At 37.2% G+C, this 14,499-nt stretch carries 14 protein-coding genes; 4 read left to right on the plus strand and 10 right to left on the minus strand.

Annotation, left to right across the window (positions count from 1 at the left end; translation table 11 throughout):
• Nucleotide 1: 1 nt before the first annotated feature.
• The 4 genes from ACSQ6I_RS18110 to psaC form a co-directional block, all read right to left on the minus strand.
• On the minus strand, nucleotides 2-1,333 hold the full coding sequence (locus ACSQ6I_RS18110) for an ATP-binding protein (protein ID WP_438891685.1): 1,332 nt from the start codon (nucleotides 1,331-1,333) through the stop codon (nucleotides 2-4).
• Nucleotides 1,334-1,638: 305 nt separating this feature from the next.
• Nucleotides 1,639-2,532, minus strand: a complete 894-nt coding sequence (locus ACSQ6I_RS18115; RefSeq protein ID WP_438891686.1) for an Rpn family recombination-promoting nuclease/putative transposase — start codon at nucleotides 2,530-2,532, stop codon at nucleotides 1,639-1,641.
• 141 nt (nucleotides 2,533-2,673) lie between these two features.
• Nucleotides 2,674-4,569: a glutamine--fructose-6-phosphate transaminase (isomerizing) gene (glmS, locus tag ACSQ6I_RS18120; RefSeq protein ID WP_438891687.1), complete on the minus strand. Its 1,896-nt coding sequence runs from the start codon at nucleotides 4,567-4,569 to the stop codon at nucleotides 2,674-2,676.
• A gap of 421 nt (nucleotides 4,570-4,990) precedes the next feature.
• Complete coding sequence (gene psaC / locus ACSQ6I_RS18125; RefSeq protein ID WP_015215228.1) at nucleotides 4,991-5,236, minus strand: photosystem I iron-sulfur center protein PsaC; 246 nt, start codon at nucleotides 5,234-5,236, stop codon at nucleotides 4,991-4,993.
• Nucleotides 5,237-6,202: 966 nt separating this feature from the next.
• Here psaC and ACSQ6I_RS18130 point away from each other — a divergent pair.
• Both ACSQ6I_RS18130 and ACSQ6I_RS18135 read left to right on the plus strand, forming a co-directional pair.
• Nucleotides 6,203-7,183, plus strand: coding sequence for a glycerophosphodiester phosphodiesterase (locus ACSQ6I_RS18130; protein WP_438891688.1), 981 nt, complete (start codon nucleotides 6,203-6,205; stop codon nucleotides 7,181-7,183).
• A 163-nt stretch (nucleotides 7,184-7,346) separates the two neighbouring features.
• Nucleotides 7,347-7,937 (plus strand): pentapeptide repeat-containing protein, encoded by a 591-nt coding sequence (locus tag ACSQ6I_RS18135; protein WP_438891689.1) that lies wholly within the window; start codon nucleotides 7,347-7,349, stop codon nucleotides 7,935-7,937.
• A gap of 174 nt (nucleotides 7,938-8,111) precedes the next feature.
• Here ACSQ6I_RS18135 and ACSQ6I_RS18140 read toward each other — a convergent pair whose 3' ends face one another.
• Genes ACSQ6I_RS18140 through ACSQ6I_RS18150 form a run of 3 tightly spaced genes read right to left on the minus strand, consistent with a single transcriptional unit; the run spans nucleotide 8,112 to nucleotide 8,748 of the window.
• Nucleotides 8,112-8,384 carry a putative toxin-antitoxin system toxin component, PIN family gene (locus ACSQ6I_RS18140; RefSeq protein WP_438891794.1) on the minus strand — a complete coding sequence of 91 codons (273 nt, stop codon included), beginning with the start codon at nucleotides 8,382-8,384 and terminating at the stop codon, nucleotides 8,112-8,114.
• Nucleotides 8,385-8,390: 6 nt separating this feature from the next.
• Nucleotides 8,391-8,525: a hypothetical protein gene (locus ACSQ6I_RS18145; RefSeq protein WP_438891690.1), complete on the minus strand. Its 135-nt coding sequence runs from the start codon at nucleotides 8,523-8,525 to the stop codon at nucleotides 8,391-8,393.
• On the minus strand, nucleotides 8,509-8,748 hold the full coding sequence (locus ACSQ6I_RS18150) for a hypothetical protein (protein ID WP_438891691.1): 240 nt from the start codon (nucleotides 8,746-8,748) through the stop codon (nucleotides 8,509-8,511). Before ACSQ6I_RS18150 ends, ACSQ6I_RS18145 begins: the two co-directional genes overlap by 17 nt.
• 317 nt (nucleotides 8,749-9,065) lie before the next feature.
• Between ACSQ6I_RS18150 and chrA the strand changes: the two genes are divergently transcribed.
• Nucleotides 9,066-10,259: a chromate efflux transporter gene (chrA, locus tag ACSQ6I_RS18155; protein ID WP_438891692.1), complete on the plus strand. Its 1,194-nt coding sequence runs from the start codon at nucleotides 9,066-9,068 to the stop codon at nucleotides 10,257-10,259.
• Nucleotides 10,260-10,286: 27 nt separating this feature from the next.
• Here the strand turns inward: chrA and ACSQ6I_RS18160 are convergent, their stop codons facing one another.
• Complete coding sequence (locus ACSQ6I_RS18160; RefSeq protein ID WP_438891693.1) at nucleotides 10,287-10,583, minus strand: hypothetical protein; 297 nt, start codon at nucleotides 10,581-10,583, stop codon at nucleotides 10,287-10,289.
• 343 nt (nucleotides 10,584-10,926) lie between these two features.
• Here ACSQ6I_RS18160 and ACSQ6I_RS18165 point away from each other — a divergent pair, with 343 nt between their 5' ends.
• On the plus strand, nucleotides 10,927-12,177 hold the full coding sequence (locus tag ACSQ6I_RS18165; RefSeq protein ID WP_438891694.1) for a hypothetical protein: 1,251 nt from the start codon (nucleotides 10,927-10,929) through the stop codon (nucleotides 12,175-12,177).
• Between the two features lie 332 nt (nucleotides 12,178-12,509).
• Here ACSQ6I_RS18165 and ACSQ6I_RS18170 read toward each other — a convergent pair whose 3' ends face one another.
• Both ACSQ6I_RS18170 and ACSQ6I_RS18175 read right to left on the minus strand, forming a co-directional pair.
• Nucleotides 12,510-12,944 (minus strand): hypothetical protein, encoded by a 435-nt coding sequence (locus ACSQ6I_RS18170; RefSeq protein WP_438891695.1) that lies wholly within the window; start codon nucleotides 12,942-12,944, stop codon nucleotides 12,510-12,512.
• Between the two features lie 41 nt (nucleotides 12,945-12,985).
• On the minus strand, nucleotides 12,986-14,443 hold the full coding sequence (locus ACSQ6I_RS18175) for an MFS transporter (RefSeq protein ID WP_438891696.1): 1,458 nt from the start codon (nucleotides 14,441-14,443) through the stop codon (nucleotides 12,986-12,988).
• Nucleotides 14,444-14,499: the final 56 nt, after the last annotated feature.

The following is a 14,499-nucleotide window of genomic DNA, read 5'->3' on the forward strand; positions in this document are numbered from 1 at the left end:
CTTATCCTTCGTTGTTTAAATAGTAATCAAAGGTTTTTTCACCAACCTCTTTATTCGATGTAACATTTAATAATTCTTTGACTTGCTCAATTTCTTCAATTGGTTTACTATATTGTATAGTGCCACGTTTTTGACGAGGGGGAATTGCTGATTGATCAGGGATTAGAAATGTATTACTTGTCTCTGCTTCAAATACAGAAGAAAGTGAAGTTTGCAAATACGCTTGCTCAAGTAAACTCTCAGTTATCTCACCACGCTCTACAAGGCTTTTTTCATCTGCCATTTTTCTTAAGAATGTAAGAACGGGAACCGTTAGTTGAGATACTTCTTGTTTGATTGATTTGTAGATTGGTGAGTCGTAGTCAATCCCTGTTTTCGTCGTTGTCCAAGGCAAATTAGCAGCATCATCAGACTCGAAGAAAGCATAGCCTCTAAAGAATGCAAAATCAGCATGATATTGTGGAAAACCACTTTTTGTACCCCAGCCCATTATTTCAGTTTGGTCAGCTTCAAGAACCATGCGTTCATTGCAGAATACATACCATCCTCCTTCCTTTATACTTCTATCAGATACACCAGCATACAACCTAACCCGCACTGGTGTTTCTATTTCACGACTTCCAAAGTACTTATATTCCTTTTCAAATTTTGCAACTTTAATATTGTCAGAAGTACGAAAATTAAGGGGAGTTGGACAAAGATCCTCATCATTTATACTAATGCTTAATCCCTTTTTTAGTTTTAATGAATATGCAATTGTTAATTCTTGCTTTAATTCCGATATGAAATTTTCTAATCCTAAGTCTTCTGACACAGTTTCATGCAATTTTTCAATTAATATTCGAGTGCCAATCTCACTGAATTCGGAATCACTAGCTTCTTGAACATTTGAAAATTCAAATGTCCATTCAGCTTGATCTTTCCATTCCTCTACGTCTTCTGAAACTGTAAATTTAGAACTAGATGTAGTTGATTCAACTGTAAATTTTTTTCCGATCTTGAAAAAAGCCCGCTTCATTCCAATTCCGAATCTTCCAATTGATTTTGGTGTTACTGCGGCATCATTAGCTCTTCCAAATTTGAAAGCATACTCCTCTGCTTCCTTGATTGTTATTCCTCCACAATTATCTTGAATTTCAAAGTACTCATTTTTCGCTAAAATTTTTATCCAAAGCCCTTCATAATTCTCATTGCTTTGTAAATGAGTTGCACCATCTACTGAGTTGTCAACAAGATCTATAATCGCACGAATAAGCGGTATATCTCGCACCAACATATATATGAATAAATCTTTAGTAGGTTCAGCATGAATTACCCGTTGATTATCACTCATCTGATTTAACTTCTTTATGAGATAAGCTTTTTGGACGATCTTCTTTCATGTACCGCTCAAATTTGGCTTCCGTCCATTTCTCTCTGCCCCTAACCATAAAAATAACCCCTGACAGCGATCGCTTATCTACTTAGTAGAATAGTACTCCCTTAGAGGTTATTGTTCAACCGTTTTATATTTGTTGAACCGAATTATCCTCCTACACCTGGGCGTTAGAGATCACCTTTTCATATACACTACCCCGAACAGCGATCGCTTCACACTTCGAGTTGATTGAAAAAAGCGATCGCACTCTGCACACAAATCTACTTCTCAGCAGTAGTTCCCAAATTTTCCAGCAAAACAACTAAATCATCTAAATTAGAAAAATCTAACAACACCTCAGCTAAAGCTTCCAATTGTTCTAGAGATAACTTCTCAATTTGCATTTTTAGCTGACTAGGAACTTCCCCAAATTTTTTAGATAATAACCGCAGAATAAGATTTACTTCTCCCTCCTGTCTACCTTCTTGTCTGCCTTCTTCTCTACCTATTTCTGTCGCTTCTTCTCTTAGTTCTTGATATAAGCGAGTTTGCTCAAAAGTTATACCTAACATTGCTTCTATCTCCACACGACTTAAACGAGTAAACCGATAAGACATAATCGTGGTAATTATTTCCATTATTGCACGACTAGCTGCCGGTTCTTGTAACTCCTGCTGACAACGGTTGACTAAATACCGCGCTGCTGCTGGTGCTTTGTCTTGGTTTAGAGTAGTCAATACCAATAAACTCACATCAAGGGGTAATTGCTCAATTTCTCCCAACTCATCCAAATATACTCGATGTACTTGTTCCGAACTCAAAAGTGCGCGATAGGGGTGAATATCCCCTTGTTCCATACTCCGAGTTGGATAAATTAACACAGCTTGCCAATCTTGAAAACGCTCTCTATTTCTGTAAAAATAGAGAAATAACTCCCCAAATAACCGCTCATACAGTCGCTCATCTCTTTGAAACTGCACCTCACAGAAATAAACCACCCCTGGTATTTCCGTTTCTGGTGGCAAAAACACCCCATCAATTTCAAACTTTGGCTCTTTCACCGCTACCGAATCGAAGCGATAATTAGCCGCATTGGCTGGGGCATTTTCCAATAATTCAAAAAGTAGTGTTGGATATTTTTGAAATAAATAATAAAAAATTGAGTCCCGCCGCATATAATCTAATTAATCCTAACTACAAAAAATTCTCCTGTGGATGATTATTACACACACCCATAGGAGAAATTATACAAGTTTTTTATTTATTTCCTAACTTTTTTATTCCTCCACAATTTTTATTTTCCCACAAATATTAAGTTATTCAACTGTTACCGATTTTGCTAAATTTCTCGGCTGATCTACATCCAAACCTCGTCGTGCTGCAATGTGATAAGCTAACAATTGCAACGGTATAACTGTGAGAATGGGTGAAAGGATTTCCTCAACCTCTGCAACAGGAATTAAATCATTAAATATCTCCCCTGCTTCCCCATCTTTGACAGAACTAACACCAATTAACCGGGAATCACGAGCTTTTGCTTCCTGGGCGTTAGAGATCACTTTTTCATATACACTACCCCGAACTGCGATCGCAACTACAGGGACTTTCGCATCTAATAAAGCAATGGGGCCATGCTTCATTTCCCCAGCCGGATATCCTTCAGCATGAATATAGCTAATCTCTTTTAACTTCAAAGCCCCTTCTAACGCAATGGGGAAATTAATTCCTCTGCCAATAAAGATAAAATCCTTCGTTTCCGCAAAGTCATGTACTAATTGCTCAATATAACGTTCTTGAGTTTCTAAAATCGCTTCAATTTCCCCTGGTAGCTGGCGTAAACCTGTGAGAATTTCCTCAAATCTTTCCACAGTAATCTCATGGCGACGATAAGCTATATCTAAAGCCAAAGCATAAAACGCCATCAATTGAGCAATAAAAGTCTTTGTCGCAGCAACACCAATTTCAATTCCCCCATGAGTATTGATGATATTTGCAACCATGTTGCCCAAAGTACTTTCTGGACGATTAGTTATTCCTAAAAGTCGCGCTTGATACTTGCTTTCTTTGCCCTGACGACGTTCTTTTTCCATTGCTAAAGCTGCTAAAGTATCAGCAGTCTCCCCCGATTGTGTAACACCAATAGTCAGAGTATTAGCAGTTAACGGGGATGGTGAATAGCGAAACTCAGAAGCATATTGTACCTGGGTGGGAATTCCCGCTAATTGTTCTAACAAGTATTTACCGACTAAAGCAGCGTGCCAGCTTGTACCACAGGCAACAACTTGAATTTGTTCTAAGTCTGCGTAAAAATCATCAGCTAAACCTAGTCTCACCGGTGATTGTGCAGTTGAGTTGCCATTCAATTCCGTTGGGAAATAAGCTTCTAAACAATCCCTCACTACCCCCGGTTGCTCATAGATTTCTTTGAGCATAAAATGCTTGAATCCCTGTTTTTCCACCATGATGGGATTCCAGTTGATGGTGCGGGGATGCTTTTTCAAGCGATGTCCAGCAAAGTTATAAACCTCCACCCCCAAAGGAGTCAAACGAGCAATTTCGCCGTTTTCTAGGGGCAACACAGCGCGGGTATAGGGAACAATTGCCGGGGTGTCAGAAGCACAGAAAAACTCACCTTGACCAAAACCAATAACTAAAGGTGCTTGTTGCCGGACTACAATCAATTCATCGGGGTAGTCAGCAGAAATCGCCGCAATAGCATAAGCCCCCTCCAACTTACTCACCGCTTCCCGCACCGCGTCTAAAAAAACCGAAGGGGAAGGAGAATTTTGATCACAATGCTTTAAACACTCAGCAATTAAATGAGGTATTACCTCTGTATCTGTTTCTGAACGAAATTCATGTCCTAATGCTTTTAATTGTTCCCGTAACTCGCGGTAATTCTCAATAATGCCATTCTGCACCACCGCCACCCGCAGTGCTGTATCCATGTGAGGATGGGCATTATGTTCTTCTGGTTTACCATGAGTTGCCCAGCGAGTGTGACCAATACCAATTTGAGCAGGATTTTCTATTTGTTCCAGTTTAGAACGCAAATTCAGCAGCTTACCTTTAGCCCGTACACAGTGAACGTCACCTTCCCAAATTGTGGCAATTCCTGCCGAGTCATAACCTCTATATTCTAATTTTTCTAGTCCAGCCAATAAAATATCTGTTGCCGCTTGAGTTCCTATATATCCAACAATTCCACACATTTTTTATACCACTGGTTATCAGTTACTCTCGATTTAATTCCCTTCTAAGAAGGTCTAATGCTTTAGCAATGGGTTTAAATATCTCACTATCGGCTAAACAACTATTTGCTGTTCATTGAAATTTAATAAATGATACTTGCCATCACAGAATGGTTATTTTAGCAAATAAAAAATAAAAAGGAGCAAGTTGCTCCCATTATCACTAGGTTGTGTTATGGATTTTGGAATTTTACTCTAAAAAAACAACTTTGTCGGGCAGAAATGCCGACCTCAAAGCTTAAAGACATTTGCTATGCAGATAATTGAAAAAAATTAGGGTGCTGAGTGCTGAGAGAAGAATCAAGAATGCTTTTAGATAATTTGCTTCTTGTTTCTCCTTTACTCAGTCCTCAGCACTAAATTACTGAGTTTTTTAAAATCCTCAGTATGCTAAACCCATACTGCGAGTTGTTTCAGCGCCTAGATAAACCCGGATGCTCAAAAAGTCGGTGGGGCAAGCAGTTTCGCAACGCTTGCAGCCTACGCAGTCTTCTGTGCGGGGTGAAGAGGCGATTTGAGAGGCTTTACAGCCATCCCAAGGAACCATCTCTAGTACGTCTGTGGGACAAGCGCGGACGCATTGGGTGCAGCCGATGCAGGTATCGTAGATTTTTACGGTATGAGACATGGAAAAAACTGCTCCTTTCGAGTGTTCTTCTCTGCGAAGGAATCATAATCAAGGCATAGTTTACCGCAGGGCTTGATAGCCTGTAAGTAAAAGGCTACATAACTTTAAACATTGTAATAAGCTCTCTGAACAATTTATCTGTCAATATCGCTCCTATTCAGCTTTAATCAGCAACATGGCTATCAAGTGTTTACCCGAATGACTCAATTCTCTAAACCGCTGATTGTAAAGATGTGTAAATTTGCAGCCCGGCTTTTGGGGTTATCTATAGTACCTATCAGTTAGCAGCTAGGCTAGGCTAAACTTTTGACTGGTTGTGACGAAATGTTAACTATTTAGCGACGGTTTTCAGATATGTGATGATCATAGCTTGTCGTTTCTGTTCAAGACAAGTAGATTTGCATTAATATCCATATTAGTACAATAAGACAAGAACATATGTAGCTGTGTAAAGCTATTTTGGGTATACCTACGCTTAGAGCAATAACGTAACACACTCTACAAATACTTATATTTTTTCAAAATTCAAATACTATAGGACTTACGCACTGTAAAAACTGCACATGATATGTATGAAGGAAATTGCCTAGTTTCAAGCTTTTGGCATCGCATATTAGTGCGGTGCGTCAGATAGAGAAAATCTGTTGTGTGCTAAGTTATCAGGTCTGACGCACCCTACAAGAGATAAAATCCATAATCCATATTTGATAGATTTTATCAATGCGTAAGTCCTATACTATACTAAAAACGGTTTAAAAATGTCATTCTGAACGAAGTGAAGAATCTCCGAGATACTTCTCTACGAGACGCTCCGCGAACGCTGCACTACGTTACGCTCAGTATGACATAAGTTCAGGTTTTACCCTTTTGCAGTATAAAAGTGTCATTATGATAGCGCAGCATGGCGTATGACATAAGTTCAGATTTCACCCTTTTGCAGTATATTTGTATATAACCATTAAGAATATGGCTAAAACATTCACAAACCAAAGTCCTATTATCATTGCTCACCGTGGTGCAAGTGGCTACCGTCCTGAACATACTTTAGCTGCTTATGAATTAGCAATTGATTTAGGTACTGACTATATTGAACCAGATTTAGTAATTACCAAAGATGGTATTTTGATTGCTCGTCATGAAAATGAAATTTCCGAAACTACTGATGTTGCTATTCATGCAGAATTTACTCACCTGAAAACTACTAAAATAATTGATGGTGAAGTTAAAATAGGTTGGTTTACAGAAGATTTTACTTTGGCGGAATTAAAAACATTAACAGCTAAAGAACGTATTCCTCAAATTCGTCCTCAAAACATAGCATATAATGGAATTTTTACGATTCCTACTCTAAATGAAATTATTGATTTAGCAAAACGCAAAAGTTTGGAAATAGGTCGAATGATTGGAATTTACCCAGAAACGAAACATCCAACTTACTTTAAATCAATTGGTTTACCATTAGAAGATAAGTTACTCACAGCTTTACACAAAATTAATTTACCTATATTTATTCAATCATTTGAAGTTGGTAATCTGCAAGAATTATCTAAAAAAACAGATTTACCTTTAGTACAATTAATTAATGATTCTGGAAAACCTTATGATTTTGTAGTTAATGGTGATCATCGCACATATCAATATTTAGTAAATCCAACAGAGTTAATAGAAATTGCTAAATATGCACAAGCGATAGGAGTAAATAAAAATTTAGTAGTTCCCAAAGATAGCAATGGTAAATTACTATCTCCGACATCCTTAGTTAATGATGCACATCAAACTGGTTTACAAGTTCATGTTTGGACATTCCGCAATGAAAATTTGTTCTTACCTTTAGATTTTCAAGAAAATCCCCAAGATGAATATCAACTATTTTTTGACTTAGGTATAGATGGTGTTTTCAGTGACTTTACAGATACTGCTGTCTCTGCGAGAAATTTCCTTAGTTAATGCCACCGTTGGGTTGGTCGTATTAGATGATTTGGGCTTCTGCTAGTTGTCCGGTAGGGAGGTCGGTTATTTAGAAGGTGATGTTAAAGGTGGGGTTGAAAAGGGTTTGCTAGAGATTGAGTGAGTTATCTTTGAATGTGTGAATTGATGCAGGAGTTGAGGTATGAAAATAACTGTCGAGGAATTGCTTCAACGGTATGCTGCTGGGGAGCGAGATTTTAGAAGCACTACCCTCAAGGGGATTGATTTGAGTGGAGCTAATTTGCCCGGAATTAACTTGAATCAAGCTAATTTGGCTGAGTCCAACCTGAGTAGGGCTAATTTGTCTGGAGCCAAATTGAGGGACGCTAGGCTTCATCGAGTTAACTTGGAAGGGGCTAACTTGTCCAAAACTGATTTGACTTCTGTTGTTTCTGAGGAAGCCAACTGGAGAGGAGTCAATTTGGATGGTGCTTTCTTGCAAGTAACTAGCCTTTTCTCTGTTGATCTGGAAGGAGCTACTTTCCGAGGCGCTGAGATGAGTAATGCCCTCTTTGATCGCTGCAATATGAGAAACGTCAACTTGGAAGGAGCCGCTTGGGATATGCTTGATGTCGGAGGGCTGTTTGACGTTGATTTGACTGGGGCTATCGGGGAGCTTGACCTTGGCGATTTCATTGGAGTTGGTATTATTTTGCCCAATGGAGAGTTCCTCGAAGCCACTTGGGAGTTCATTGACCGAAAGTGGAGTAGAGAGAAAAGTGATGAAAATTGAGTTTCAGTGCGATAGCTTCGCTCGCCGCAGGCATCGCGTAAGCGCTGACTTGTCAGTTCGCTACACTCTCCGCAGGCATCGCACCAGCGATGTTTCTTTGGATACTAGAAAGTATTTTTCAGTTCCCTGATCTTATAGGTTCGGTTGAAATATAAAACTCAATATCAATCCAGATTATTCCATCTCTAAAAACTGTCTAACTGTAACAATAGAAATTCCATTAAAAGGATTCAGAATTAATAAATCTTGATCTCCACTCACGATTAATTTTGCATCGCCATTAACAGCTAACTCTAAAAATTTATCATCTTTAGCATCTCGACAAGCAACAATAGTCTTGCTAATTTCAATAAAATTAACTGATTCAGCCAACCAACCTAGAAATAAATCTCTCTCAATTGCAGTAACATACTTCTCAAACTTTGGTCTTGTCAAAACCTTTGTTATTTCTTACTAAATGAATTGAGACATCAAAATAGTTCCTTGATGCCGAGCTTTATCTAAGGCTTGACGCGGTTGACTATTTTTGAAAAGCAAAGCAATAACAACAATATTGGTATCCAACACATAGTTAGGGGGAGTCTTCATTTAGAATCGTCTCCAAAATTTCTGGTGTCAAGCCTCTGGAAACTGCTCTATCACTAATTTTATCCATCAATTTACCGAGAAAATCAACTTCTTCATTCATCTCCTCTCTTAAAAATACACTAACCAGTGTTGCCAGAGATTGCTTTTTACGTTCTGTTGCTTTTTGATAGGCTTGAGCAACGTTAGGACTAACTTTAATTGTGATCTCTTCGCTAATTTGCATAGTCAAAACCTGTTAATAGTATTTGTTATTATATCGGAATAAAGAGGATGGTGCGATCGCTACGCTCGCAGCAGGCATCGCACAAGCCCTGACTTGTCAGTGGAATCACAATTCCTCGTAGCGTGGGTTGTTCGCGTTAGCGTTGCGGAGCAATGGAACAAAAGCCAACATCAATCAACTATAGTTAACTGTAAAAATAATTGTACATCATCAACATCCGCCTCAATTATTGATGAATGTGTGAATTAGATATTAGATTTTATGACATTTAATTTTTATATTATACAATCAAGCTGCACAATAATTACCTCAAAAAAATGAATAATGTGCAGCTAAGTCGTTTGAGTGAAGTCGCTAAACTCTTTTTTCAACTAGGTGTAATTGGTTTTGGTGGGCCAGTTGCCCATATTGCCATGATTGAAGATGAAGTAGTTAAGCGTCGTCAGTGGCTGACACAGGAGCATTTTCTGGATTTGTTAGGTGCAACTAACTTAATTCCCGGTCCCAATTCTACAGAAATGGCAATTCATATTGGATACATTTATGCAGGATGGCTAGGGCTAATTGTAGCAGGTGTTTGTTTTATTTTACCTGCGGTTTTAATTACAGGTATATTTGCTTGGGTTTATGTCAATTATGGAACTTTACCGCAAGTTTCACCTTTACTTTATGGAATTAAACCTGCTGTTTTAGCTGTTATCTTTAATGCCCTTTGGCGTTTAGCAAAAAAGGCAGTAAAATCGCGTCAGTTACTAATAATTGCCGTTGCTGTTGGGATGGTGACTTTAGTCGCGAAAGTAAGTGAAGTAATTGCACTTTTATTAGGTGGATTATTGGGGATGGTTTGGTTAAATCGTGGTAATCAAAATAATCCACCAGGAAATCAGACTAACTTGTTAATCGCAGGTTTAACTATTAGTGTAACTTCGCAAGTAATATCAGTAAATGCTGTATCTGTGCCTTTGTGGCAATTAGGTTGGTTTTTCTTGAAGGTTGGTAGTGTGTTGTTTGGTGGGGGATATTTACTGGTAGCTTTTTTACAAGGTGGATTAGTTGAAGAATATGGTTGGTTGACACAACAGCAGTTACTAGATGCGATCGCAATCGGTCAATTTACTCCTGGCCCAGTCCTGTCTACTGCAACCTTTATAGGTTATATTATCGCTGGTATGCCTGGTGCAATTGTCGCTACTTTGGGAATTTTTCTCCCTTCTTTTGTCTTTGTTGCTGCCTTAAATCCCCTGATTCCCCGCCTACGTGCCTCATCTTGGACAAGGGCTTTTTTAGATGCTGTCAATGTGAGTGCTGTGGCGCTGATGGTAGTAACTACACTGCAATTGGGAGTCGCAACGTTAACTTTATCACAATTCCCTTATGTAGATTTGTTCGGTTTAGCGATCGCACTCATTTCTGCAATTTTAGCCATTCGCTACAGTATCAATGCCGCTTGGCTGGTTTTGGGTGGGAGTTTAATTGGTTGGGTTGCTTCAGTTTTGGGCTATGTTCAATAACTAAACACCGAGTTTAAAGATTAAACCTTAACTTGCCAACTGTGATAAATCTACTTGCTGAGTTTTGGCTAATTCAAAATACTCCCAATTTGTAACGGGCATTGGATCAGAATTTTTATTAGTCATAATTGAGTCTATAAATTCTTGAGCTTCCTCAATAGCAAACTCTTCTTTAAACCAACATCTCATAGAAGTTTTTGAATAGTCTAGTTTGCTACCACTTGGGCTGTAGCAAATCACTTCAAATCTGTTTCTAGCAAAAAATTGATATATCTCAATTTTCCATTCTTTATAATTGATCGTTTTCATCAAATATTTATTCATGAATTAATTTTCCTTGATTAAAATTGATTTTTTAACCTGAAATCAAGACCAAACAACAAAAATCAGCATATTAATGGTTCTTATACTTTTCATAATAAAATATTATTTAGTTTTACATTAGAAATATATATATATCTTAATATACTTGTTATGCTTTGTTACATTATTCAGCTATGCCGTAAATTACAAGTATCGCAAAATACAAAGCATAATCCACCTGTCTATGTATCATGATAAAGCTTCGTATTAAATTATGCCAATAAACCAAGGTGGTTGGTGAAGTAGTTGAAGTACTTCAATTTTAGGTTATCTTCAATAATTATCACCAAGTTAGAAAAATAATATGTTTGCCAAAATACGCCATTTCTTGGGTCAATTATTTAGTAAATCAAGGACAGTCAATAACGAACCTCTAAATAAAGTAAGCTTGATTGTCATTATCTTGATTGATATTTTTATCTTAGTCAATGTTTTCACAGGACTTAATGATATTAGTGGATGGCATCTTAGTCCTAATCAAGCTTATCCATGTTATTCCGAATGGGACAATTACCGGACAAAAAATAACAAAGATAAAGACTATCAAATGATTAATTTGGCATTACCAAATTACTCTAACAATCAACTCAATAGACAAATATATCAACAAGCTGAAGAAGGTCATCTGGGCAAAGTTTCTCCAATATGCTTGCAGTATGCTGAGTACAAAGATAAAGTTAAAAATTCCCAAAATTTGCAAACTATAAAAACCATTGAACAGCAACAAAACAAAGTTAGTAACCTTGAGCAAAGTAATAAAAATATTCGCGCTCAATATGATTCAACGCTTTTAGAAAAAATTGCAGGTCAGTCTAGCGATAAATCAATTAATCAAGTCAGTGCTGAAAAAGCTAAACAGACGTTAGAGCAAAATAAAATCCAAATTTCTACAATTACCAAGGAAATTTCTCAACTTAAAAATGAACTACTTACCAAGCCAGAAAGTACTAATTTCCTAGCCTTTCTTAAAAATGAAAATACATTTAGAGAAGTAGAAACAGGCTATAAAAAAGCATCATTTTGGTATCCCAGTATCCAACTTAGTTTTCAAGCTTTATTTCTGTTGCCGTTAATTTTCATAGCTTTATTAGTTCATAATATTTCTCAACGTAAAGGATATGGACTCATTGCTCTAATTAGTTGGCATTTGTTGGTTATATTTTTGATTCCGCTAGTTCTGAAAATCTTTGAATTTCTGCAAGTTGGTGCAATATTTAAGTTTATCTTTGATATCGTTGGCACACTTTTGGGAGGCTTGCTATTTTTAATCAGTTATGTCTACATCTTGATAGTTCCGCTGGTTGGTTTTGGCATTATCAAATTTTTTCAGAGAATTGTTTTTAATGCTAAAGTCCAAGCAGTTAGCAGAGTGCAAAAATCACGCTGCATTAATTGCGCTAAAAAAATTCGGCATAATGATATTTATTGCCCACACTGCGGTTATGATCAATTTGTTGAATGCGAAAATTGTCACGAGCTTACTTATAAAGCTTTACCATATTGTAAACATTGTGGAACTGTGCAAAGTTCTAGTGGACTTGTCCACAAAAGATAAAAATAATGTGGAAATCACTAAGTCTTTCACAGTTTATACCAAATTGATATGAAGTTGCAGAGAATATAGCGGTATGCATTTGAATAAAATACATCATAGCCCCCTCATCGCTTGCGGGGAGGGGGTTGGGGGTGGGGTTCTTGTATCTCACTCAACCGAGAACCGCTATAAGATGTCAAGAATAATTGACCGCAGATAAACGCAGATTAACACAGATAAAGACGGATAATTCAATTGATGTCATTATTCTATGCAGCCTCATATAAAATTGGTATTAGATGTCAAAAAATAGCCAAAAAGCCTCTATATTTAGTTATAGAGGTTTTTTTGATTTACTCACTCTCAACTTCTAATTCCTCACCAGATGGAAAATCTAACTTATCAATTTTTAAAGCTGCTTCTTTAATTAAACTTGCTTTTGCACGACTTTCTAGGATTTCTTGATAATATTCTTCAGGTGTTAATCCATAATCTCTTTTAACGTAGGCAATTTTATCTTTAATGCAGTCCTCAATCATTGATTTAACATCAGCAAGATAGTAATCTTCATTGAATGATTTAATATGTATTTTATTAGTTATTGAAGGAACCGCAAGTCTTTTTAGACCTCTTGCTTCCTTTAATACCCGATTACCTATTAAATTGTCATCAGCATCAAAAAAACTAAAAATTGTTTTACCTTTTGTATTTCTTTTTAAAGCTGGTTTCAATCCTACAAAAATATCAACTGATGGGAACACTTGGGTTAAAAACGAAAAATTATCCATTGTCGATTTGTGTTGGTTTCTTTAATTATCTAAATAGCTTATCAGCTTTCTTCCATCTTCTCCCTTCTTTCTTGCAGTTTTAACATAATTTCTGCGTGCATTTCGCGGGTAATGGGATAGAAAAAAGTCAAAATTAAGCCAATAATTAAACAAATTGTAGGTATAGGCCCAACTGCAATACGGATTGCTAATAGTGCTGAATCAGGTTGTATGGGTAATGCAGTTTGTCCAGCTACAACTTCTTTAAATCCAGATGCTTGTAAAGCATTACCGACTATAAATAGCCCAAAAGCTAAACCAAATTTTTGTAATAAAACCATAAATCCATAGAAAATTCCTTCCCGTCTTTGTCCGGTTTGCAATTCATCTAACTCAATGACATCAGGAATCATTGACCAAGGGATTAGATAAGCTGTAGAAACGCCAACACCTGCCATAATCGCCATGAGATACATCAATCCAATTTGATTAGATTGCAAGAAAAATAGCCCAGCAGCGGCGATAATCCATATACTCATTCCCATAAAATAAACAAGTTTTTTACCAATTTTTTTACTTAAATAACTCCAGACAAATAACATTATTAAAGCAGTTGCTTGTACTGCAATCATGACGGTGGGAACGTCTGAATTTTTTAGCCCCATACAGTAGATGACAAAGTAGGGAATAATGCTGGCTGTGATTTGTACACCTAACCAAGAAAAAAGATAGATGGCGATCACAAACAGAAAAGGTTTGTTAGTAAAGACAATTTTTAGCTGTTCGATGAAGGGAATTTCTGGTGGTTCCTCAAGTTGGATACGTTTGGCTTCAAAAGCCATAATGCGATCGCGTGTCCCAAAAACACACCAATACAAGGCTAAAACCGAAATTACAGTACAAATAGCTGCTAAAACTAGATATTGTTGTTGAGGATCTGCAATCTGAGAAAAAACAATTTGCGCTAAAATCAGCGATAAAATACTGCCACCAATAGAAAAAGTAAACCGAAAGCTATTCAGGCTAGTACGTTCATCATAATCTTGAGATAGTTCTGGAGTCATTGCCGTGTAAGGCAAATTAACAACAGTAAAAAATGCTTGTGATACGACTCCAATGCCTACATAATACCAAAACAACGGCCAAATATTATTACTAGGTTCAGCACTAAATTGCGGTACAATCCACTGTAAGAAAAAGAAAATCCCAAAGGGAACTGCACCATATAACATCCAAGGTAAACGACGACCCCAGCGACGAGATTTAGTTTTGTCAGTCAGCCATCCCACCACCGGATCGTTGACAGCATCCCAAATTTTGCCAATCATTAAAATGCTGCCTGCTAAACCTGCGGGAATACCAGCGACGTTGGTAAAGAATACAAGTAGAAAAAATATAGCAATATTGGAAGTAATTGCTGGGCCTAAATCACCAGCACCATAAGCCAGTTTAGTTTTAATATCTAATTTTTCACTAGTCGGATTTTTTTTAACATCACCATCAGCAGTAGAATCATTCATGATCACTTGCGCTCATATTAAGATAGTTTGGGTTTGCCTTCAGTACTAACTAAAAA

This window comes from Anabaena sp. WFMT (assembly GCF_051781005.1).
Lineage (GTDB): Bacteria > Cyanobacteriota > Cyanobacteriia > Cyanobacteriales > Nostocaceae > Anabaena.